General features: G+C 30.2%; 22 protein-coding genes. All 22 read right to left on the reverse strand.

Going from position 1 to position 24,103, the window contains the following annotated elements; translation table 11 throughout:
• Nucleotides 1-95 precede the first annotated feature (95 nt).
• Nucleotides 96-1,397: an MATE family efflux transporter gene (locus ABD941_RS07355; RefSeq protein ID WP_345273450.1), complete on the reverse strand. Its 1,302-nt coding sequence runs from the start codon at nucleotides 1,395-1,397 to the stop codon at nucleotides 96-98.
• Between the two features lie 24 nt (nucleotides 1,398-1,421).
• The gene (locus ABD941_RS07360) at nucleotides 1,422-2,321 is read right to left on the reverse strand and encodes a sulfotransferase family protein (RefSeq protein ID WP_345273452.1); all 900 of its coding nucleotides are present in this window, start codon (nucleotides 2,319-2,321) and stop codon (nucleotides 1,422-1,424) included.
• 28 nt (nucleotides 2,322-2,349) lie between these two features.
• Complete coding sequence (locus ABD941_RS07365) at nucleotides 2,350-4,185, reverse strand: phage head spike fiber domain-containing protein (RefSeq protein ID WP_345273454.1); 1,836 nt, start codon at nucleotides 4,183-4,185, stop codon at nucleotides 2,350-2,352.
• 5 nt (nucleotides 4,186-4,190) lie between these two features.
• On the reverse strand, nucleotides 4,191-4,868 hold the full coding sequence (locus ABD941_RS07370) for a DUF4956 domain-containing protein (protein ID WP_345273455.1): 678 nt from the start codon (nucleotides 4,866-4,868) through the stop codon (nucleotides 4,191-4,193).
• A 25-nt stretch (nucleotides 4,869-4,893) separates the two neighbouring features.
• Entirely contained in the window at nucleotides 4,894-5,649 is a 756-nt protein-coding gene (locus ABD941_RS07375; RefSeq protein ID WP_345273456.1) for a VTC domain-containing protein, read from the reverse strand.
• A gap of 2 nt (nucleotides 5,650-5,651) precedes the next feature.
• On the reverse strand, nucleotides 5,652-8,198 hold the full coding sequence (locus ABD941_RS07380; RefSeq protein ID WP_345273458.1) for a right-handed parallel beta-helix repeat-containing protein: 2,547 nt from the start codon (nucleotides 8,196-8,198) through the stop codon (nucleotides 5,652-5,654).
• A 101-nt stretch (nucleotides 8,199-8,299) separates the two neighbouring features.
• Nucleotides 8,300-9,838 carry an alkaline phosphatase PhoX gene (locus ABD941_RS07385; protein WP_345273459.1) on the reverse strand — a complete coding sequence of 513 codons (1,539 nt, stop codon included), beginning with the start codon at nucleotides 9,836-9,838 and terminating at the stop codon, nucleotides 8,300-8,302.
• Nucleotides 9,839-10,447 carry an inorganic diphosphatase gene (locus ABD941_RS07390; RefSeq protein WP_345273460.1) on the reverse strand — a complete coding sequence of 203 codons (609 nt, stop codon included), beginning with the start codon at nucleotides 10,445-10,447 and terminating at the stop codon, nucleotides 9,839-9,841.
• 70 nt (nucleotides 10,448-10,517) lie between these two features.
• Nucleotides 10,518-11,774, reverse strand: a complete 1,257-nt coding sequence (gene cysN / locus ABD941_RS07395) for a sulfate adenylyltransferase subunit CysN (protein ID WP_345273672.1) — start codon at nucleotides 11,772-11,774, stop codon at nucleotides 10,518-10,520.
• A 24-nt stretch (nucleotides 11,775-11,798) separates the two neighbouring features.
• Nucleotides 11,799-12,704, reverse strand: a complete 906-nt coding sequence (cysD, locus tag ABD941_RS07400) for a sulfate adenylyltransferase subunit CysD (protein ID WP_345273461.1) — start codon at nucleotides 12,702-12,704, stop codon at nucleotides 11,799-11,801.
• A complete protein-coding gene (gene cysC, locus ABD941_RS07405; RefSeq protein WP_345273463.1) occupies nucleotides 12,697-13,299 on the reverse strand; it encodes an adenylyl-sulfate kinase in 603 nt (200 codons plus the stop codon). The genes cysD and cysC overlap by 8 nt, the downstream gene beginning before the upstream one ends.
• A complete protein-coding gene (locus tag ABD941_RS07410) occupies nucleotides 13,296-13,757 on the reverse strand; it encodes a DUF2061 domain-containing protein (RefSeq protein WP_345273464.1) in 462 nt (153 codons plus the stop codon). Before ABD941_RS07410 ends, cysC begins: the two co-directional genes overlap by 4 nt.
• Before the next feature lie 9 nt (nucleotides 13,758-13,766).
• Nucleotides 13,767-14,567 carry a 3'(2'),5'-bisphosphate nucleotidase CysQ gene (gene cysQ / locus ABD941_RS07415; RefSeq protein ID WP_345273465.1) on the reverse strand — a complete coding sequence of 267 codons (801 nt, stop codon included), beginning with the start codon at nucleotides 14,565-14,567 and terminating at the stop codon, nucleotides 13,767-13,769.
• Nucleotides 14,551-15,600, reverse strand: coding sequence for a GDP-L-fucose synthase family protein (locus tag ABD941_RS07420; protein ID WP_345273467.1), 1,050 nt, complete (start codon nucleotides 15,598-15,600; stop codon nucleotides 14,551-14,553). Before ABD941_RS07420 ends, cysQ begins: the two co-directional genes overlap by 17 nt.
• On the reverse strand, nucleotides 15,593-16,927 hold the full coding sequence (locus tag ABD941_RS07425) for an SGNH/GDSL hydrolase family protein (protein ID WP_345273468.1): 1,335 nt from the start codon (nucleotides 16,925-16,927) through the stop codon (nucleotides 15,593-15,595). Before ABD941_RS07425 ends, ABD941_RS07420 begins: the two co-directional genes overlap by 8 nt.
• 8 nt (nucleotides 16,928-16,935) lie before the next feature.
• A complete protein-coding gene (gene gmd, locus ABD941_RS07430; RefSeq protein WP_345273469.1) occupies nucleotides 16,936-18,054 on the reverse strand; it encodes a GDP-mannose 4,6-dehydratase in 1,119 nt (372 codons plus the stop codon).
• A 33-nt stretch (nucleotides 18,055-18,087) separates the two neighbouring features.
• On the reverse strand, nucleotides 18,088-18,873 hold the full coding sequence (gene rfbD, locus ABD941_RS07435; RefSeq protein ID WP_345273471.1) for a dTDP-4-dehydrorhamnose reductase: 786 nt from the start codon (nucleotides 18,871-18,873) through the stop codon (nucleotides 18,088-18,090).
• Nucleotides 18,873-19,421, reverse strand: coding sequence for a dTDP-4-dehydrorhamnose 3,5-epimerase (gene rfbC / locus ABD941_RS07440; RefSeq protein WP_345273472.1), 549 nt, complete (start codon nucleotides 19,419-19,421; stop codon nucleotides 18,873-18,875). Before rfbC ends, rfbD begins: the two co-directional genes overlap by 1 nt.
• Nucleotides 19,422-19,424: 3 nt before the next feature.
• Nucleotides 19,425-20,282: a glucose-1-phosphate thymidylyltransferase RfbA gene (rfbA, locus tag ABD941_RS07445; protein ID WP_345273473.1), complete on the reverse strand. Its 858-nt coding sequence runs from the start codon at nucleotides 20,280-20,282 to the stop codon at nucleotides 19,425-19,427.
• On the reverse strand, nucleotides 20,282-21,289 hold the full coding sequence (gene rfbB / locus ABD941_RS07450) for a dTDP-glucose 4,6-dehydratase (RefSeq protein WP_345273474.1): 1,008 nt from the start codon (nucleotides 21,287-21,289) through the stop codon (nucleotides 20,282-20,284). Before rfbB ends, rfbA begins: the two co-directional genes overlap by 1 nt.
• 10 nt (nucleotides 21,290-21,299) lie before the next feature.
• Nucleotides 21,300-22,370 (reverse strand): hypothetical protein, encoded by a 1,071-nt coding sequence (locus ABD941_RS07455; RefSeq protein ID WP_345273475.1) that lies wholly within the window; start codon nucleotides 22,368-22,370, stop codon nucleotides 21,300-21,302.
• Nucleotides 22,371-22,383: 13 nt separating this feature from the next.
• Nucleotides 22,384-24,075, reverse strand: a complete 1,692-nt coding sequence (locus ABD941_RS07460) for a DUF6909 family protein (protein ID WP_345273476.1) — start codon at nucleotides 24,073-24,075, stop codon at nucleotides 22,384-22,386.
• Between the last annotated feature and the right edge of the window lie 28 nt (nucleotides 24,076-24,103).

Here is a 24,103-nt window from a genome sequence, read left to right on the forward strand (position 1 = left end):
ATAAATATAAACAAAACATAAAATTAATAACTATAAACTATTTATTAAATAAAAGCTTATCAAGGTTAATCTATAATTGTATCAATTTGCTGTGTTTATTTTAAGTACTTACTGAAAATAAATACACCTACTTTATCTTTTCTGTAAATGTAAATGACACCTGTCAAATTCCAAAAAACCATACTAATTCCAGTTGATATTGCTGCTCCGGCCATTCCATATTTAGGGATAAATAATATATTCAGAACAATATTTATTCCTAAGGCAATAATTAATATGAAAAGATAAGCCTTTTGTCTGCCTGTCATGTTTAAATAAACCCCTACAGATCCACAAAATGCGTTAAACATTTGCGCAACAATCATGACAATTAAAGCAGTATTTGCAAGGATATAACTCCCTCCAAACAAAGCTAAAATTTTTTCAGAAAATATATATATAAAAACTATAGCAGGCACTGTTAAATAGAAGTTTAACATTGTAGATTTTACAATCAATTTCTTTAGAGAGTCATATTCTTTTAAAAAATATAATTTTGAAATATCTGGAGCAATAACCGCATTAATTGTTGTTAATATAAGCCCAATTCCTGTAGTTATTTTAACTGCTGCTCCATAATAAGCCACTTTTTCAAAAGACCAGTATTTTTCTAGAATAAAAATATCGAAACTTTGCATCATTAGAAGTGTAATCAAACTAAATGACATTGGAAAAGACACTTTAATAATCTCTAAATATCGAATTTTTTTTGAGGCTTCTTTTAGTTTAACTATTCTTAATTGAAGTATAATTATTATAGTAGTGATTAAACTTATCAAATAAAATATAAAAATATAACCATCTAATAAATATGAAAAATCTTTAATAAACAACAAAATTACCCCTAAAATCATTAAGCTTCCAAAACGCAATATGTTAGAAGATATTTCAGATATATACAATAGGTTTAAGCCTCTTAAAACCTGAAAATTCAAAATACTTATTGTATATGGAAAAAGTACAATTATTACCTTATTAAATATATTTTTTATCTCTAAGTCTTGAAAATATGGAATCTTAATGCACTCGCTTAGAAATAAATATAATACTGTTATGGCTAAAAAGTTTACTAATAATATAATTAGCATTCTCTTATATAGCGATACCACTTTATCGAAACTGTTTTGAGCTTGAAGTTTTCCTGTAAATTGTAGAAAAGAATTATTCATTCCCAACAAACATATTGCGCCAAATAAAATCAACACATAGCTCATAAAACTAAACTTTCCAAAAAGAGCCTCACTAGCATTATTTGTAATAATAAATATAGCAGCAAATTGTAAAATCACTCCTAACACTTTTATGGAAAGAACAATGATACTTTTCTTAAATAATGCAGATTTTAATGATTTAAGCACTTTATCTTTTGTGGGGTTAATTTTTTATTGCTTCCAAATAGATAAATCCGTATCTAAAATATTTTGAAGCTCATTTATATCATCATTAAAAACGCCCTTTAAATAATCACGTTCATAATCTTCTATTATAATTGGTTTTGTGTTTGTTTTTTGAATTAAGAACTTAATTTTTGAACGTGTGTTATTGGGTAATATTTTTTTAAAAATTGTCTTAACAAAACTATCCTTTAAAAGTATTCTATTTAAAAGTTGAGATTTAGATTTTCCAGAAATATTTCTGTGTAATTCAGTAAAATTACTAGGTTGATTGTCAGTGCCCAAAAATTTTAAAACCTCCTTGACTACATTTTCTTGGTTTTTTACAAACTCTTCAAAAATAATGACTTTAACATTAGTGAAATTATCTAAAAATGCTTTTGTTGAATCTGAATAATAGCCTGCATTTTTATAAGACCAAATAAATTCATAATCTAATTTTCGTCGTTCGTCTTCTAGTTTTAACGCTTCTATATAAGATTTGTCTTCTCTTCCATCCCTTACTAAATGAGAATAAGCTGAAAACGCTCTTTTAGAAGGGTTTCTAAGCATAATAATAATTTTGGGATCTCCAATAATTTCTTTAATTAACGGAATAGATTTATCATGATAATACAATAAATCCACACTAGATTCTCCTTTTAATTGATTTGGTTTTGCTTTTTTAAATAGTGATTTATATTCTTCTAAAGATTTAACAGCCTTCTTTTTAGTAAAATCATCTCCTTTCCCTCTATAGCAGTCTTTTAAAAAACTATATGTTAAAAACTTAGGCTCCTTTGGGTTGCAAATAAACATATCTTTATGCGTATTTAAATAATCACCTAAAGATGTTGTACCACATTTAGCTGCTCCTACAATTAAAAAATCTGGAAGGTCTTTTTTCATATTATCATTTTTAACAATAAAACAATATCTATTTCATCATTTTTTGTAAAGTTAAACTTGATGGAATAATATTTACATTATTAATTGTATTTGTTATTCCTTCCCAATTATTCACTTTCTTTTCGCCGCTTGTTGGTCCTAAAATGATACTCACATTATTGGATTTGACTTTTACACTAACTTCACATTTATACCACCCATTGCCCAACGCTTTTATTGTTGCCTGTTCTCGGTTAAAATCGCCAAAACTTTTTACTTCTTTTAAAACGCCATTATTTAAATTAAAAATGGCATCTACCCTATTTGGAAACTGCCCCTGAACTCTAAGGCCGAAATATGGGCTCAAATCTCCTTTCTTAACAAGAATACTTGCCTTATAAGTTTCTCCATAGGCCGTGTTATTATTTGCTATTACAGAATAAGCTGGTTTAGAGTTACTCTTCCTGGTAATAGTATAGACATCTTCATTATTTCTTTTTACGGCTGTTTTTAATAATTGAGAACCATTATTAATCCATGAGGTTAGTTTTGGTTTAATAATTTTTTTTACGGCTAGATTTGAATCTTTTTCAATAGGAATGTTTTTGATATTAAACTTAATTATAAGTCTTTCTAATTCTTTTTTTAAAATGTTTTGATTGTATTTAAGGTTTTGAACCGCTATTCCCTTAACCTTAAATTCTTTTTTTATTATTTCTGAATAAAACGATATCTCTTCTTTATTTTCTTCTATCAAGCTATTTAAAAACGTGGGCTTAGAGACCTTATATAATGCGTTAGCAAGTGCTTTTAAATATACTGAATCCTTTTGTTGATTGGCAAATAAAAAATGTTGGTATTTTTTTAACTTGACACCTGCGTTACCATCAAATGTTATTGGTTCTAACATAGATGTTATTGGATTATAATAAAACCTTACATTTATTATATAGTTTCCATGAGCAGCTCCAAATAAATTTAAAATTGCATTTTGCAACGCCAGTTCTTTAACATCAAATACTTTATCTATAGTTAAGTTTCCTTTTCTTAAATCTTCAATTAGGTTTTTGCTTAATTTAAAATAGTTAAGCATTGTTGAATCTGCTAAAACCTTATCTTCAGAAAAAGTCATAACTCTCAGGTTATTATTTATATCTAGTTGTTGGTCCATAAATTTGTTCCAACTCATTCCTTTTGTTGAGCCAACTTCAATGCTCTTTTTAACTTCTTGCCACCAATAATCTTCAGAAAATTTAAGTATAATACTCTCTTTCCTTTTATTACTCTCTATGGTTCTTTTATCAAATGTTTCTTCTAATGCATAAACACCAACATTTTTACTAATATATTGTGAGGAGTTTTCTTTTTTAATATGTATTGAGCCTTCTATAAAATGATACCTCAAGCCAATTAAATCCTCTTTTTTTATGGCTTTATGCAGTAACCATTCATTAATAAAAAGTCTTGTTTTTGGGTTGTGAATGGAGAATTTTCGCATTCCTAAAATAGTTTGGTCATTTTTAAGTTTAACCCTAAACGACCATTTGTCATCTTTTAAATGATCGGTCCAATCGCCTTTTAATCTGATTTCTGCTTTATAATCTTTGCCATTAAAAGTTATTGTGGCTGGTACATAATCATTTTCATTTGTTTCTAGAATACCAGCGGTTAATGCTTTATCCCTTTTCCTTTTGAGTTTTTTATAATTCTTTTCCTTAACTGTTAATTGAATGAAATCTAAAGAAGTTTTTTGCTCAAATGCTGGTGTTTGCGGATATTTATCGGTTTTAGTATATACTTTTTTAAGCATCAGTAATAAAATCGCCAATACAGATAAGCCAATTAAAAAAACAAATATGTTTTTATTAGAAGATTTGAGCTTCATACGCTTTAATAGTTTTCAATAAAACTAAACTGAATATCGCCTAAGGTTTTAAGGTCATTCTTGGCCGTTATAATACTATCAAAATCGTTGAATTCTACACTTAGAGAAAGTTCAGTGGAATTATTTACATCATCCAATCGTCTTAAGTCTATCCGAGAACAATGTTTCCTTAATAAATCAAGTATTTTATTTTCATCTAAACTTTTTTCAGAAGTATTAGAAATAGTTACAATTAAATTTTGTTGTATAGCACTTTTAACAGCATTTCTGTTTTGAAGGACTATATATAAAATAATGATGATAGCTCCTGTTAAAGTGACTATGCGCTGATTTGCACCCATGCCTAAGCCTATAGCTATTGCTACAAAAAAATAAACGAGCTCTTCAGGCTCTTTAATTGCTGTTCTGAACCTTACTATAGATAATGCTCCTACTAAACCTAAAGATAAGGCTAGAGATGATTTTACGATAGAAATGACAAGCATTACCGTAACAGCAATTAATACAAACGTTTGTATTAACTTTTTTCTATTTGATAATGAATTTCCATACTTAGAATATATTAACCCTATAATATATGAGAGTACTATTGTAATACATATATTAATTAAAAAGTCAACAATTGATGATTCTCCTGAACCAAATTGGTTTGCAATGTCGTTTAAAAATGATTGTTCTTGCATTGTGTATAAATTAGTAATTTAATTGTTATTGTGGAAACTGTTTTATGGTATTCACACCATTTACATATTTTGAATTTTTATTTAGCCTAAAAGGGAACTGCGTTGAAACTTTGTTAGCATCAAAATCATCATTTAATGCATATTTTAATTCTACAATTTTATTTTCATCTGATTTTGGGGCAAAATTAAAATTATTAAACTGTTTATCAATTTTATGATACAATAATTTAAAGTCTACAGTAACCCTAAACCTATTATCTGCGGATAAATAGTATTTCCGAGAATATGAATTCAATAATGTAGGTGTTACCATTTTAGTAGATTCTAAAATTGGTAATGGTAAGTTTGATTCCTTAAAAACATCTTGAATGGTTTGATTAGTAAAACTGTTGTCCAATCTAAATGGTTTTAATTTATACGACCACTTATCACCTACTAAACCTTTCTTTATTTTAATTTCTAAAACAGGCTTTTTAATATCTCCGAAAGTGTTGCCATACCAACGAATTCTTATTTTTTTTCGGTCAGAAACACCTAAAACATTGTCGAAATAATCATTATAAGCAGCCGTATCAAAATAGATATTATTAACTTGTCTTTCATGAAAAACTTCTCTAAACAAAAAGGAATTGTTTTTTACAAATTGTTCTACTTGGTCTAACCTAAAGTTATTGGGAACCGTAAATTTGCGTTCATAACGATAGTTATGTTTTTTATCAATAAAATGAATTTCTTCATTATTTGCTATAGTTTTTAAGTGTGTATTAAAAGACTTTATCATACTTATTGACTGTTTCTTGTTTCTGCACTACTTCTACCAAACTCAGCACCATACATTCTATCTATTACGTTTTGAGACGTTTCAATTTTCACACCATCGACAAAAAGAGAAGAAGATCTTTCTATTAAATATTTAGTTTCAACACCCTGCATCACAATTCCATTTACAGTAATGTTTGATGGCCCAAATTCTGGTTTTTTTTGAAATGCTGTGAATCCCAATTTGGTATTATTGATTTTTAAATTCTTTATTTCTACAACAGATAAATCTTTTCCCGCAACTGCTATTTCACTATTTGATATATGTACGCCATCAATAATCATTTTACTATCTTCTCCTGCGCTTAAGCCTTTATCTCCTGCATCAGAAACAACAACTTGTTTAATTGTAAGTTCGGACCCAGAAACATCAATAGCATCATTACCTAAATTATTAAAGGAACAATTTATAATCAAACCTTTTACAAAATCACCATCAAATGCATCTGATTGGGTGTTAGCAATTCTACTATTTTTCATTGTGAATTCGGTACGAACAATATTTAAAGCATCTTCGCAACTATTATTCTCAACAGAAACATGGTTTAGCTTTACGGGCGACTCATAGAACGTGACTGCACCTGTAACACTCCAACTTCCATGTTTTGGAAAAGTTAAATGATTAAAGTTTACATAATTTAAATTAGACTCCATACCATCACTAAGTACCAAAAGGCCTTGCCCTTTTCTGTCTGAGGAATAAATATTAATTGGATTTTCCTTATTTCCATTGAATTTTAGAGGACCATATGAAATTATTTTACCTCCTTTTACAATATTAATGTTTGCTCCTGGCCTTAACTTAAACTGATAGCCTTTTGGAATCATTAAAGCAGAAGAAATTGTTACCGAATCCTTATAAAATGTAACTACTTTTTTTTCTTTATTGACCACTATACCATCATGCCCTTTTAAGTTAATTGGCTCACGAAACAAATCTTCTTTTACTTTTTGTTTTGCTTGATAAGGGATAATATTAGAATACTGTATGTCTTCTAATCCTAAGATAGAATATCCGATATAAAGTTCATAAATATGTTTGGGTAATGAAAAACCAATTTCTTTATTTTTCTTACTAACAAACAAGTTTTCAAAACTTCTTGGCAAACTTATTTCTATCGTGTCCTTTTGACCACTTAAAATTTGAGGCCTAGGGCTTATATAGGCAATGTTCTTTTTTGCTTGATGATTAAGTTCAGTAATATATACAGGATAACTACTTGTATTTAAAATAGACACTATCATCCTGTCTTTGTTTACTGTAATTATTTCTGGTTTTATTGCCGTTGAAGGGCTTAAACTTTTATTAATAATCTTTTGATTGGTAAGCAATATGTCAATATCAAATATTTTTTTAGGAAAAAACTTATTCATTAACCTTACTCGCTCTTCAAGAGCTTTATTGCCTTTGATGTTGTTTTCTATTAAATCCATTTCGGACACTTCATTAAGTGCAAGAATGTAGGTGTTGAGATAAGTATTATTTTGAATCTTAGGTTTTGAAATAAATTTCCCTAGTTCTCCTAAGCATTTTGAAGCAACAAAAAAAGGCTCGAACTTATTATTTATATCGTTATACAAAAGAAAAAAATCATCGTTACAACCGCTTGTATAAAGATTTTTAAATGCATGATAATACGCCAGTTTTTGGATATTAAATGTGGATTCGAAATCAATTTTTCCATCTATAAATTTTTGCAAATATTTGATGGCCTCTTTACTATTAATTCCTGAAAAACTGATTAAATTAATTAGGTTTTGGTCTTTAGTATTAGTTAAATTCCAAAACAATGTTGGTTTAACTATTTTCCCTAATGTTAGTTTCTCTGAAAGCATATAGTCGCTAACTTTTTCTCTTACTTGAAAAAGACTATTTTCTGAAACTGCTAATGATGTAGGTAAGGATTTAATATCATACCTGTTCAATTCTTCAAAATAAAGGGCGCTATATAAATTTGGAGTGTCTTTATTAATATAACTCTTGTTTTGTGGGAGGATAATTTTTTCTATTAGAGGAAAAGGGGTGCTTAAAACTGCACTCCATCCTTTTTGGTTTTTATATTTTAGTTTTTGGTTAATATGAATTTTTTCAATATCAATTAAGGGCAATGGTATTCTAAAAACTGCATACGTTTTATCTCTAAAATTATAAAGCACAGCATCATTGATGATACTTAAATTTAAAGAATCCTTTTTGTTTTTGGAAGGAATAATTTTTACTAAAAAATCAGAGGTTATTTGATCTTGATTAGGAGTTCTTTTAAAGACAATCAACTCCCTAATTACACCATCCTGAAATGTTGTTACAGAAAAAGTAGAATAATTTTCTTTAGAATTGCTAATTGCACTTATATATTTGCTTGGCAATGTTTTTAAATACGGGTTAAAACTGTTTTCAAAAACTGTGTTATTTTCAAATTTTCCTTGAAAAATATAAGCAAACACTAATAAAAATATTGGTATTCCAAAAATAATTTTTAAGTGTTTTTTATTTGAAAATACTGTTGACATTGTAATATACTATATCTAATTTAAAAGATGAAGCGCAAATATAAACTAAAGTAAGAGAATTATTTAAATTTCTCTTTCAAGATTTGAATAAACCTATTTGATTAATTAACAATAAACTTTATCCTGTCTTTATAATTTATTTGAAGAAAATACATACCTGATTCTAAATGATTTATATTAATTGAAGTTTTATTAATATTATCATGCCGTTTTTCGAATACTTTTTGACCATTAATTGAAAACACTTCCACATTTTTAATGCCTTGATATTCAATTAAAAGGTCAGGAAGTAAATGAACAGGGTTTGGATATATTTTAAAATTAGATTTAATAGCTTCTTCAGTCAAAGAAAGTGTTTCTCCTAAATTTCCTTTTAATGCAATAACCATTGTTATTCCTTTTGAAAAGGAAATTACATTTCCTGCAGCATCAATTTGATTTGCATTATTTAAGACATTTGGATGTTGAATAGACATGAATAAATAATTAAAATCGGGCGTGAAGGTTATACCTGTTGGTTCTGAGCCAATAGGCGCTATACCAAAAAGTTTTACTTTAGGACTTGATTGAGTATGCCCACTTTCTACAACCCAAATATAATGATTAACCCCATCTTGTAAGACCCACAAATTCCCTTCTCCATCAAAAGCCAAATTATCATTGCCTCCACCCCAAGATACAGTAGTTGTGCCATCGAGATGCTGAATATCATAGGTCTTGCCTCCAACAAAAGTCTCCATGGTCAAAGACGTTCCTGTAATCGGATCTGAGTCTTGAAAACGATAGACTTTATTTTCCCCTTTTACAGCAAAATAAACCATTCCATCAGGGCCAATCTCAACATCCTCAATACCATTGAATACGGTAGCTCCAACATTTAAGCTTTGAGCCAAAGTGGAATTACGTTCTAATTGCGTTGTGTTATCAAGTAAAATCCAGTTTCCTGTTCCTTCTTTAGAACCAGAATAAACGTATAATAATCCTGAATTTAAATCTTGAGGGGAATTAGCAACAAATTTATATAAATACCCAGGATTAGAATCAGCACCTTGATATGCTGTCCTTTCGTTAGGGTGTATAGTTACATTTTCATGAGCAAAATTACCCATTGCCCACAGTTTAGATAATATGATTTTATTAACAGGGTCTATCTCTACATTCCATCCATTATCATTATACCCATCTAAATTGTTGTCTTCATAAACACTAGCTTCTTCAGAAGAAATTATAGTTCCCCATGGCGTTACTGTTCCTGAACAATTTCTAACTGTAGTGTATGTTAAAAAATTTGTTGCTTGAGAGTTAGTTGTTTGCCATAATTTAGTTGTGCTATTGAAATTTATATCAAGTATGGTATTTCCTCCTGGATTGGCTTCAGAATTTATACTTAAAAAACCTTGAACGCTACTATTAGCTATTGGAACATATCCAGTGAAATCTGGCCTAATAGGCATGGTTTGCCCTATTGTTAAGTCATCACCTACTTCAATTATTTTTTGAAACCTATGTGTAACAGGAATAACAAATTGTTCTGATTGGGTCGCTGGGCTTATTGAAACAAAATCGCTAATACTTTGAGATAATAAAACTATATGTGTTGCTAAGAAGAAGCACAGACATATGTAGTATTTGAATTTCATTTAACTTTTGCTTTTATTTATTTCAATTAACGCCATTTTATCATCTCCCCAACCTTCTATTGTTGCGGTATCAGTCTTATTATAATTTAAAAACCACAACTCTATAATTGTTTTTACTTCTGGAAAACGATTAGCAAGGTCATTGTAATTGTTAACATTTATTATTTGCTGTTTAACATTACTTGGAATTGCAATTATTTTATAATCTATTTCACCATTGTCTATTAACTTTAATATGGCAATTGGTTTAATTTCCAACACTGATCCTGTAGGCACATATTCTGATAAGACCAATACATCTAGAGCATCTCCATCGCCTCCTGTTTTTGGATCTGAATATGTAGAAGGAATGAATCCATAATTTCCCGGGTAAGGCAAAAAGTCAATAATTCTTTCTTTACCGTCTTTTTTATCAATGATAAAGGATTTGCTTTCTTTATCATACTCGTACTTTTTATTTGTTCCAGCTGGTATTTCTATTACTGCATTAAAACTATTTTCAGAAACTTGAGTTGGCAAATAATAGATTTCTTTTTCTTTGGCACAAGATTGTAAAACTATTAAAATTATAAAAACTAACTTTTTAAACCTCTTTATATTATTATTCACTGAGCAAATCATTAACAAACTCTTGTTTTAAAAACAAATATTTTCTTTATAAATTATATTTTTTGCCAATTTAAACAATCATTCCTGCTGCTACAGTTTCATTGGTTGCGTCATCAACAAGAATAATACTTCCTGTGGTTCTGTTTTCTCTATAAGAATCAACCATTAATGGTTTTGTAGTACGTATTTTAACTTTACTAATATCATTCATTTTAAGCTCTTTATCATCCTTTATACGATCTAGAGTATTGATATTATATTTATAAACGACTTCTTTTATCATCGCTTTTTGATTGTTAGAAGTGTGCTTTATAGTATATTTTGCTCTTGGTTTTGCTGCATCATTATGCAACCAACATAACATGACTTCAATATCTTGTATTGCTTCTGGTTTGTTGTTAGAGCGTACAATCATATCGCCTCTACTAATATCTATATCATCTTCAAGGGTTATAGAAACAGACATTGGTGCATAAGCCTCTTCTAACTCTTTATCTAGAGTGTCTATGCTTTTAATTTTGGAGGTAAACCCTGAAGGCATAACGGTTACCTCATCTCCTTTTCTAAGAATCCCACTAGCCACACGTCCAGCATAACCTCTATAGTCTATAAAGCCTTCACTTTGTGGTCTTAAAACAGTTTGTACGGGAAAACGAGCGTCTACTTTATTAATATCACTACTAATATGCATAGTCTCTAAGGTATGCAACATGGGTGCGCCCTGATACCAAGGCATGTTTTCTGATTTGTTTACTACATTATCTCCATCTAATGCACTCATTGGGATAAAACGCACATCTGTTACTAGCATTTTTGAAGATATGTCTTCAAATTGTCTAATAATATTGTTGTAAACCTCTTCAGAATAATCTACTAAATCCATTTTATTGACACATACAATAATATGCGGAATTTGCAATAATGAAGCTATAAATGCATGTCTTTTAGTTTGTTCAATTACACCATGCCTTGCATCTATTAAAATGGTTGCAACATTTGCAGTGGATGCTCCTGTAATCATATTTCGTGTATATTGAATATGACCTGGTGTATCTGCTATTATAAATTTTCGTTTTGGTGTTGTAAAATATCTATAGGCCACATCAATAGTAATGCCTTGTTCGCGCTCATCTCTTAATCCATCTGTAAATAGAGCTAAATCGACACCTTCATGTCCTTTCTTTTTACTTGTATTTTCTATAGCTTGTAATTGATCTTCAAAAATAGATTTTGAATCATAAAGCAGTCGCCCAATTAATGTGCTCTTACCATCATCTACACTACCTGCTGTTGTGAACCTTAATAATTGATTATTATCTATCATAATTGTTTTTAATAGGAATGAAAAAAATTAAAAATATCCTTGACGTTTTCTATCTTCCATTGCAGATTCAGAACGTTTATCGTCACTTCTATTACCGCGTTCAGTGTTTCGCATTCCAGCAACCTCAAGCGCTATTTTTTCTAATGTATCTGCCTCAGACTCATCACCTCCTGTTATAGTAATATCTCCTAAGGTTCTAAAACGTATTTTTTTAGTTACCACCTCTTCATCATCTTCTAAAACCAAAAACTCCGAATTAGGAATCCATGTGTTTTGCCTCCAAACCACTTCACGCTCATGAGCAAAATATAAAGATGGTATTGCTATATTTTCTCGTTTTATGTAATTCCAAACATCCATTTCTGTCCAGTTGCTTATTGGAAAGGCTCTAAAATGCTCGCCCTCAAAATGTTTTCCGTTTAAAATATTCCACAACTCTGGTCGTTGGTTTTTTGGATCCCATTGTCCAAAATCATCTCTATGAGAAAAAAAACGTTCTTTTGCTCTTGCTTTTTCTTCATCTCTTCGTCCTCCACCTATAGCACAATCAATTTTGTTAGTTTCAATCGCATCTAAAAGTGTTGTAATTTGCAATGCGTTACGTGTTGCATTTTTACCTTTTTCTTCTGCAACACGACCATCGTCTATAGATTCTTGAACTGAGCCTACAATTAACTCTACGCCTAATTCTTTTATAATATCATCCCTAAATTGAATGGTTTCAGGAAAATTATGCCCTGTATCGACATGCATTAAGGGAAATGGGATTTTAGACGGGTAAAATGCTTTTTTTGCTAAATGCGTAACCAGTATAGAATCTTTTCCTCCTGAAAATAAAATTACTGGATTTTGAAACTGAGCCCAGACTTCGCGTAAAATATAAATAGCTTCGCTTTCTAACTCGTCTAAATAGTTTAAATAGTATTTACTCATTTTGAAGCTTTAATTTTGGTTTTATAAATTCTATAATTCTTTTTGCTGCACCGTATATGGTTTCATTTTCTGTTTTAATCTCTATATCTGGATTTATAGGGTTTTCATAAGGTGCTGAAATTCCTGTAAAATTCTTGATTTCTCCCTCTCTTGCTTTTTTATATAAGCCTTTTACATCTCTTCGTTCACATTCTTCTAAACTTGTATTTACAAAAACTTCAATAAAATTATCTTCTCCAACAATTTTTTTAATATTTTCCCTGTCTTCTTCATAAGGCGATACAAAAGCTCCTACTACTAATATACCTGCATCAATCATCAATTTACTTATTTCAGAAACTCTGCGAATATTTTCAGTTCTATCTTCATGTGAAAATGTTAAATTACAATTTATTCCATTTCTAACATTATCGCCATCCAGTAAATACGTTCTAATACCTTGTTTACTTAATTCTTGTTCAACTATATTTGAAATTGTAGATTTTCCGGAACCTGATAATCCTGTAAACCAAACTAAAAAAGAATTATGTTTATTTAAAAGTCTTCTTTCTTTTACCGTAACTGAATGCTTATAAGGCGTTATGTTTTCTTTCATTTAGACTCCTGTTTTTTTAGAAAATATTTTCTTATTCTTCCTAATGGCAACTTTAACCATAGTTTTTCATGTAAATAATAAAGGACAAATTTAGTGACTAATTCTGAAACAGCAATATATAAAGCAATCTCATTAAATGATTCTAAAACAATACCAGAAATAATAAAAGTAGTTATTGTAGCAATAACTCGCCATGAAATTGTTTTTTTTAAAATTTCACGACTTGTTTGAGCTTGTTTTTTTAATATATTTAGCCAAACTCTTTCGTGAGCATAATAAATAGCAAGCTTAATTACAAATTCTGAGAGCCCAATTTTAATGGCATTTTCAATACTACAATTCCCTAAAAAGCAAGTTACAAGTAAGACAACAAAAATAGTATCTGTTGTAGCGATAACTCGCCATGAAATTCCTTTTAAAATACTCCTAAAATGTGAAGATGTTTTATACTTTCCCATATATTCTTTTCAAGATACAATAAACCAAGGATTCAAAAGGTTTTCTTTGTTATAAAGTAAAGATTGATTTGTTTCTTTGGATATCACATCTATTCCTACCGCATTACAAATGGCTTGTCCTGCTGCCGTATCCCACTCCATTGTTGGTGCAAATCGTGGATAAATATCTGCTTGTCCTTCTGCTACTAAACAAAATTTTAATGAACTTCCCTTTGAAACTACTGCTACCTCTTTCCCGTCTTTTTTTAGCTCATTAACAAAGTCTAGTGTTTCTTGACTCATATGCGAACGGCTACCTACGACTTGTACTGAGTTATTATGGTGTTCTTTAGGTTCTATTTTTTTTGCTAATCCAATAACTTCTTGTATTGAAGTATTATGGGATTGTAAAATAGCTTTAAACGCTATTTTAGTGTTTACATCTGCTACATAAATAACTTTTGTAGCTGGTACATAAATAACACCTAACTTTGGTTTTCCCTTATCAATTAAAGCTATATTAACAGTAAACTCACCATTACGTTTTATGAATTCTTTAGTGCCATCAACAGGATCTACAATCCAACAAGAGTTCCAATCTTTTCTTACGGAATACTCAATTTGCTTGTTCTCCTCACTTATAATAGGTATATCTGTTTGTTTTAAGTATGTATTTATTACATCATTTGCTTTTTTATCCGCTTCAGTTAATGGTGATTTATCATCTTTAATTTCTACATTAAACGGTGCATCATAAACATCCATAATGACTTTTCCTGCATGAAGTGATGCTTTTATTATGAGTTCAAGGTTTTTACTTATTACTAACATACCATTTATATATTTTTATTATTCCTTCTTTCAATTCAACAGTGTGCTTCCATCCTAAACTATTTAATTTAGAAACATCTGTTAGTTTTCGCATAGTGCCATCAGGTTTATCGGTATTAAAAACTAAATGACCTTTAAAATCAATTATGTCTTGTATGATTTCTGCCAATTCTTTTATCGATACGTCTATTCCTGTACCTATATTTATATGGGTATTTCTGATTTCCTTTTCTTCATCACTATACGTATCTGAGAAATCTCTTTTCTCCATAATAAACACACAAGCATCTGCCATATCTTTACTCCAAAGAAATTCTCGTTTTGGTTTGCCAGAGCCCCAAATTTCAACACTGTTTTCAGACACGCCAAAAGTTTCTAAATATGCTTTGGCTTCACTAATACTATTAACCCCTAAATCTTTAACTACCTCATCAAACTTAGATTCTGACAACAATTTTGCTAAATGAATTTTTCGTACTAAGGCTGGCAGTACATGCGATTTTTCTAAATCAAAATTATCATTCGGCCCATATAGATTTGTAGGCATAACCGATATAAAGTTTGTACCGTATTGCAAATTATAACTCTCGCACATTTTAATACCTGCAATTTTAGCTATAGCATAGGGTTCATTGGTATACTCTAAAATATCTGTTAATAAGCTCCCCTCTTTCATAGGTTGAGGTGCATTTTTAGGATAAATACAAGTACTTCCTAAGAACAGTAGTTTTTTAACTTGACTTACATAGCTTTGATGAATGACATTGTTTTGTATCATCATATTTTCATATATAAAATCTGCTCTATATATATTATTGGCTATAATACCCCCAACTTTTGCAGCAGCTAAAATAACATATTCTGGTTGCTCTTTATTAAAAAAGTCAGCTACCGCTATTTGATTTGTTAAATCTAACTCTCTATGTGTTTTAGTAACAATATTAGAATATCCTTTTTGTTGAAGGTTTTCCAATATGGCACTACCAACAAGGCCTCTATGTCCCGCAATATATATTTTATCGGTTTTATTCATTTGCTTCTAAAAAGGGCTGTGAAATTAAAAGTTCTTTTATTGAAGGGCTCCCAGAAATCACCTCCAAACTTAAATCATGGTTTTTCGCTTGCAAACCTCTAAATAGCGTATATTTTGATTCTTTGTTATTCAATTCTATAATATCTTTCACTAATGAAATTACTGAAAACTCTATTTTAAAACCTTCAGGAATATTTTTTTTAGTTATTTCTTCTATCTGAAAAAGCATAAAATCTTCACTATTTATTATAATTCTATTTGAGTTTGAAATAAAATCAGTAGTTAAATCCCCGTCTCCATCAAAACCAGTTAAACTTCCATATAGTTTGAATTTGAAGTTTTCCTCTTCTCGATTTATGTCATAAATCTCAAGTGTCCATTTCTCTTCCACTGGAAAAGTAGCTCCAAGCGACACATTTAGCATAGCAGGCATCCAACTTTTAAAACCTTTTGATGGTCTAGAAATATAATAGTTAGATTTAAAAGTTGATGGTCGTTTCCCATCAACTAAAACTTTAATTTTAGCCCCACTATTTAACTCCTCAATAGTTATAAGGTCAACTCGGGTGCCAAAAAAGCTAGTGTTAATTTCTTTTTGAGAATTTCTAATTTCATCTTTTTCCTCATTATATTCAAAATTCGGTCTTTTTTTAAACTCTTTAAGAACTATAGACCTTAACAATGCATTCCCTTTATCATTTGGATGCACATTTGGGTCAATTGTGTTTCCCATAAGTTCATTTGCTCCAATACTTCTATTATTTAAATACTCTGCCCATTGTTTTCTTACATCTACAAAACCACAATCATATTTTTTGGATATTTTTTGAATTTCCTTTGAATCAAAATCATGAGATTTGTTTATGTGCTTTAATTTAGATTCAGGGACATTCCATACATAATGATGATTTAAAAGCAATACGTCCGATGTCATTTTACTTCTTATTTTTTTTATTAAAGAATCATATAGCCCATCTTTTATACCGTCATAAGCATGAAAAACAATTAAATCAGGATTCTCATGAAAAATATCATGCTCTGCAGTTTTAATCAATCTAGGGATTGTAAAACCTCCAATAGGCTTATGTTTATATGTAATATTAGTATTTGGATATAGATTTCTTAAAGAATCAACTAAAATATTAGTTTTCATGCCGCCAATAATTGACTGTCCATAAAATAAAATATCAACATTATTTGGAGATTCTTTAGTACTATTTTGTAGTAAGCTTAATGTTCTATCAATTCCAGCATACTTAATTGACTTTTGCGCATTGCAAGAATTAAGGAAAATAGACAGAAGGCAAACTATAAATACGTTCTTCATTAATTAAGTTATTCGAAGTAATTCATAATTTTATAGCCGCCTTTTTTAAGAAAACTATCTTTTTCCATCAATTTAATATCGCTAATCATCATATCATCAACTAAAGCTTTTAAGTCATATTTAGGAACCCATCCTAACTTTTCTTTAGCCTTAGTTGCATCACCTATAAGTAATTCAACCTCAGTAGGTCTAAAATATTTTGGGTCAACAGCAATAACTTCTTTTCCAATTTCTAATTGGTACTTAGGGTTACTACACCTTTTTATAAATCCTTTTTCTTCCTCACCGTTTCCTTTAAACTCTAGTTCCACTCCAACGTGTGTAAAGCACATTTTTACAAAGTCTCTAACGGTAGTGGTTTTGTTTGTTGCAATAACCCAATCTTCTGGCTCATCTGCCTGAAGAATCATCCACATCATTCTAATATAATCTTTGGCGTGCCCCCAATCTCTTTGCGCATCTAGGTTACCTAAATATATTTTTTCTTGTAAACCCATTGCTATTTTTGATGTTGCTCTCGTAATTTTTCTAGTTACAAAGGTTTCTCCTCTTATTGGGGACTCATGATTAAATAAAATACCGTTGCAAGCATATATGCCATATGCCTCTCTATAGTTTACTGTTATCCAATAGGCATACATTTTAGCAACTGCATAAGGGCTTCTTGGGTAAAATGGAGTTGTTTCCGTTTGGGGTACTTCCTGAACTTTACCATATAACTCTGATGTAGATGCTTGATATATTCTTGTCTTTTTTTCCATTCCCAAAAGCCTAATAGCTTCTAAAAGACGTAATGTTCCAATACCATCTGCATTTGCAGTATATTCTGGCATCTCAAAAGATACGTGTACATGACTCATTGCTGCAAGATTGTAAATTTCATCTGGCTGAGTTTCTTGTATTAGCCTAGTTAAATTTGTACTATCTGTTAAATCTCCATAATGCAAAAAGAAGTTCCTGTCTTCTACATGTGGGTCTTGGTATAAATGATCTATCCGATCTGTATTAAATAAAGAGGATCGTCTTTTTACTCCATGAACTTCATATCCTTTCTTTAACAGGAATTCGCTTAAATAAGCGCCATCTTGTCCTGTAACTCCCGTAATTAACGCTACTTTTTTTTGCATTTTTTATTAATTTATATATAATAAATTTATTTTTTAATTTGCTAAAACAGAATTTTTTGGCCGTCTTGCAAAAGTACGATAATTGTCTGTTTTAATAAGGTTTGTCTTATGATTCAAATTATTCTCTAATAATATTTGCTTGGCAAATGCATACCATGTCATAGCTTTTTTATCACAAAAATGATATAGGCCAAACGATTTATCGTTTTTATCTATTAAATTAATAATATAACTAGATAAACTTACTGTATCTGTAGGACACCCTGTTTGTTCGGTTGTTATGGAAAGTTCTTTTACTGTATTAGCTTTATTAACAATAAATTTATAGAAATTATTACCGTATTTCTTACTATATAGCCATGATGTTCTGATAATAAAATACTTAGCTAAAATCTGTTGTATATGTTTTTCGCCTTCTAATTTAGATTTTCCATATTCATTAATTGGATTTGTTATATCATTAATAGTATATGGTTCTTCTTTTTCACCATCAAAAACATAATCTGTTGAAATGTGAATTAAAACAATATCGTTTTCTAAACATTTATGAGCTAAATTCATAACCCCTTCGGCATTTATTTTATATGCAACTTTTGGTGTTTTTTCAGCTTGTTCGACATTTGTGTATGCTGCACAATTAATGCAATAATCAAACTTGTTGTTGTGAAAATAAGTGTCTACTTTATTCTGATTTGTAATGTCTAACTCTGTTTTTCCAACAAAAATAAAATCTAATTCTAAATTATTGTTAGAATATAATTCTTTAATTGTTTTGCCTAATTGTCCATCAGCTCCAGTAACCAAGATTTTTTTACGCATTATAATCCAAATAAATTATTAAACGTTGCTAAAGTTCTGTCTTTTTCTGAAATTATAAATTGGTCTTCAGGTCCTCCCCAATCAATATTTAAAGTTTTATCATTGTATAAAATTCCAGATTCTGAAGCTTTATTATAAAAATTATCACATTTATATGAAAAAATAGTATTGTCTTCCATCACATAAAACCCATGAGCAAAACCTCTAGGAACATAAAGTTGTTTATGTTCTTGGTCATCTAAAATTAAGGAAAACTGTTTGCCAAATGTTTCGGAATTTCTTCGAATATCAACACATACATCCAACACTTTCCCTTTTATTACACGTACTAATTTTGCTTGTGCAAAATCACCTGTCTGAAAATGTAATCCTCTTAAAACGCCTTTTGAAGATTTAGATTGATTGTCTTGAACAAAATCGGCAATAACACCAGTTTCTTTTTCAAAAACTTTTTTGTTAAAGCTCTCAAAAAACCAGCCTCTTTCATCCTTAAAAACTCGAGGGGTAATTACATAACACCCCTTTAAATATGTTTCCTCAACTTTCATTTCTTATCCTAATTGTTGAAGATATTTACCATAGCCACTTTTAAGTAATGGTTCTGCCAATTTATTTAATTGCATTTTATCAATATATCTCATCTTAAAAGCAACCTCTTCAATACATCCAATTTTTTGTCCTTGCCGCTCTTCAATAACTTGTACAAACTGTGAAGCTTGCATGAGCGAGGTAAATGTTCCTGTATCTAACCAAGCTGTTCCTTTGTCTAAAATCTGAACATTCAGTAGGCCTTTATCTAAATATACCTTATTAACATCTGTTATTTCCAATTCTCCTCGGTGGCTTGGTTTTATGTTTTTAGCTATTTCTATTACTGAATTATCATAAAAATATATACCTGGTACAGCATAATTAGACTTTGGTTTTTTTGGCTTTTCTTCAATAGATATCGCTTTATTATTTGAATCAAAATCTACAACACCATAGCGTTGAGGGTCTTGGACGTGGTATGCAAATATAACACCTCCATTGGGGTTAAAATTAGCTTGTAATGTTTTATCTAAACCAGAGCCATAAAATATGTTATCGCCTAAAATTAATGCTACACTATCATTACCTATAAACTTTTCACCAATAATAAATGCTTCTGCCAATCCATTGGGTTGTTCTTGGATTGCGTATTCAAACGTACATCCATAATCTTTTCCATTACCTAAAAGCTCTTTAAATTTAGGCAAATCTTTTGATGTTGAAATAATTAAAACATCTCTAATCCCAGAAGACAATAATGTTGTTAGTGGATAATAAATCATGGGTTTATCATATACTGGCATAAGCTGCTTACTTACTACTTTAGTAAGTGGATACAATCTTGTTCCTGACCCACCGGCCAATATAATTCCTTTCATTATTCTTGATATTTTTTAATATACCAGTCTATAGTTTTTCTTATTCCTGTTTCAAAATTTTCTTCTGCTTTCCAGCCTAAGGTATTTTCAATTTTTGAAGCATCAATGGCATATCTATAATCATGTCCAGGTCTATCCTTTACAAATGTAATTTGTTCTTTGTATGATCTCTGTTTAGGCAATATTTCATCCAAAATATCACAAATTGTATTTGCAATATATAAATTATTTCGCTCGTTTTTACCTCCAATATTATAGGTGTCGCCAGATACTCCTTTATTGAAAACTAAATCAATCCCTATACAATGGTCTAATACATATAACCAATCTCTAATATTTGTTCCTTCTCCATAAATAGGAATATCTTGTCCAGACAAGGCTTTTCTAATAATAGTTGGAATTAATTTTTCGTCATGCTGTTTTGGCCCATAGTTATTAGAACAATTAGTAGTAACAACGTTCATACCAAAGGTGTGATAATAACTTCTAACAATAAAATCTGAGGATGCTTTTGAGGCACTATAAGGGCTGTTTGGCGCATAAGGTGTTTGTTCTGTAAATAAGCCTTTTTCTCCTAAAGTCCCATAAACCTCGTCCGTGGAAATATGATGAAACCTCGATTTTGTATGATTCTTTTTTATATGGTGTGGCGCTATCATCCAATGGTTCTTAGCGACATCAATTAAATTAAACGTCCCTAAAACGTTAGTATTAATAAACTCATCAGGGCTTTTAATAGAATTATCTACATGCGATTCGGCAGCAAAATGAATAACACCACTAAAATCATATTCCTTAAATAACTTTTCAATTAAGCTTCTATCACAAATATCGCCTTTAATAAAAATATAATTAGAACTATTATTAATTTCCTTTAAATTAGAAAGCTCGCCTGCATAGGTGAGCTTATCTATATTTACAATTCGAACTTGTGGATGTTGTCTTAAAAAATACAGTATAAAATTAGACCCAATAAAACCTGCACCACCAGTTATTAAAATATTCATTTAATTTTTATTACTCTTTACTTTGGTTATCTAAATATTTTCCAAGACCTATTATTGTAAAAATCAAGACTGTTAATGAGAACAAAACTAAAGGTAATAAAAGTTTCATTTCATCATACCAATCGCTAATATCATATCCCGATTCAGGGAAACTCGCCAAGACATTAATAACTTCTTTCTGTTCTATTTTATCTACATTTACTTGTCTTCTTTGAGCTTCTAACATTAATCTTTTTTCAAGAACAACAGATTCATCTACAATTAAATTACTAGATTCAGCATCTCCCATATACAAAGTTGTACCTGCACCTGGAATCGGTTCTTTCCGAGATTCATTAATTCTAATCTTTAAATATTCATTAACTAATGAATCGTTTTTTTGGACTTGATTAAACAGTGCTTCTTCTTGCTTATCCAAATTCTGCTGATTCACGTCTGCCAATTCCTTTAAGTAAGGATTTTTTGAAAGTTCTCTTACAAATGCTTTTTCTATCTTATTATAAATATTCTTATCAGTTGAAGCGACACCTATTAGATGTATTTTAAAGTTGTAAGATGTTAAAGACTCTTTGTATTTATCATATGTCATTTCAGTTCGAGAAAGTGAATCCAATCTTAAATAAAAATCAGAATACATTTCTGCTATATCATTTTCATCTAAATCGGGCTGAATGTAAAACCCTTTTAGTTTTGATGCTTGTTTTGTAGAAATGCCTAGTAATTCTGATAATTTAGTGGTGTCCTTATCTATACTTGCTAATTGATGGAAATTTGCTAAATTTTCATAAACTTGTCGAGCAGAATTAAAATTAGTTTCAATAAACATATTGGCTCCATACTCGTCATCTGAATATTCGTCAATTAAAAATCCAACTACTACACCAATTACAGCTGCTGCAACATACCAGATTATTCTTTTATAAAAATGAATTAAAAACATGAGTATCACTTTATAAAGACCAATAAAAATACTAGTTATAAATTTAAAAAAGCGATCAAATGCATTTCCTATTAATTTAAACAATTGTCCCAAATCTACTTCTTCAGATTGCTGTGGTTGTTGTGGCAAATCTTTACTCATAATTATAATTTGATTAGTTTAATATTTGTTCTAATATCGTTCTTGTTATTAAATATGTTGGTCTTACGCCCGATGTCCCTAAGCCTCCTGAAGCTAAAGTAGCCCCTGTTTCTAATGGATTATCACTCGCATAATAGGCATACCTTACTTTTACATTTGGACTTATACTACTTCTAACTTTTGATGCTGCTTGTATAGCTTTTTGATAATGTGCGCCCTCCATTTCTAAGCCTATCACTTGCCAGGTCGAGTTATGAAAAAACTTTAGTATATCCTTGTTTTGTAATGATGTCCCTAAAACCGTAATCATTGAGCCCTCATAAACCGTAACGCCTTTGTCCTCTAAATCTTCTCTTTTTAATTCATTTTTAAAAGGATAGTTATCGGCTGTTCCTTCAAAAATATGTGCTGATGGTATCATAATATCGCCTTTTCCTCCTTTTAAAATACCTGCTTTTCCCATTATTGACAAAGACTCAACATTCAAATGAATTTTCTTTCCTTTTTCTTGATAAGGCTTAAGTAGTTCGTCAATTGTTTCATAGGCTTGCTCACCAAAAGCATAATCCATAACCAGTATAACTGGAGCGTTTTCTTTTAAAAGGGACTCGTTTGCTTTAATATCTATTTTAGAAACATTTATTTGAGCGGTATCAAAAATCTGAACATCAATATTGGTTCCTGATGTATCCTTGATATAGGTCATGCCATTCTGTAGCGCTTCTTTTGATACTTTATTGCGTAGGGTCTCATTTTCTTTTTTACTTAAAGACTCATATACTTCTACAATATCCTTTTTAGATGTTTTAGGCTTTAATGAATTGGGTGCAAAAAATGTATTCATAACACTATGCATATTAGCACTAATGATATGAATTGGTCGTTCTAGTAAACCTTTGCTATAAAGGGTTTCTTTTATGTTATCTGCCCATATTTCTCCGTGTATATGATGGCCTATACGTTCTCGTAAAACAGGACTAAATGTAATGGTTCGTTTATTATCATGTATAAGCTCTTCTATAGCTAATTTACCTAACCAGTATACAATATGAAGTAATCTTTCAGGTTGGGAAGGTGTTGAAAATTCATTATAAACAACACTTAATTCATTAAAAGTTCGTCCTAAAATATTGGCGGTATGTGTAATAGCAACTTCTCTTTGTTCTTGATTGAGTTTCTTTTTTGATAAAACCGCTTTTTCAAGCTTTACCCAATCTCTGGTTGTTGCGCCTTGGTCGTTTATTATAACCCGGCTGCTTATTTTATGAGATTCTATAAATAGAAATGTAAGGTGTGTTAATATATCATAGATTTCTGAACGCCCTCTAGTAATCTCAATATTCATTTGTTCGGCATCAATTCTGTAACAATTTCTGCGTCTCTTTTCTGGAATAATAGGTTTAAAATGTGAATTGGAATACCCTTCGTCACTTGTTAAATTAATAAAGGAACATTCTTCAATACCAATTGGAAGTCTATCTATAACATACAGTAAGCCTTCTAGTTCTGCTTTTTCTTCGCCTACAGAACCATAGATTTCTGGTCGTAAAAGCAATAATGCTTGACGCAAAGTTTCACCTGAAACACCCATTGGCTTATAAAACCCTCTGTTGAATAAATGGCGCATAGTAATATACATCCGCTCAATAGCGTTTGAGCTTTCTTGAGCACGTGTTCTTGCATGATGTTTTTTATTACTTTTCATAGTTTAATTTGGTCGTGCCAAAGATAAT

It is taken from the genome of Flaviramulus aquimarinus, assembly GCF_039543205.1.
Classification (GTDB): domain Bacteria; phylum Bacteroidota; class Bacteroidia; order Flavobacteriales; family Flavobacteriaceae; genus Flaviramulus_B; species Flaviramulus_B aquimarinus.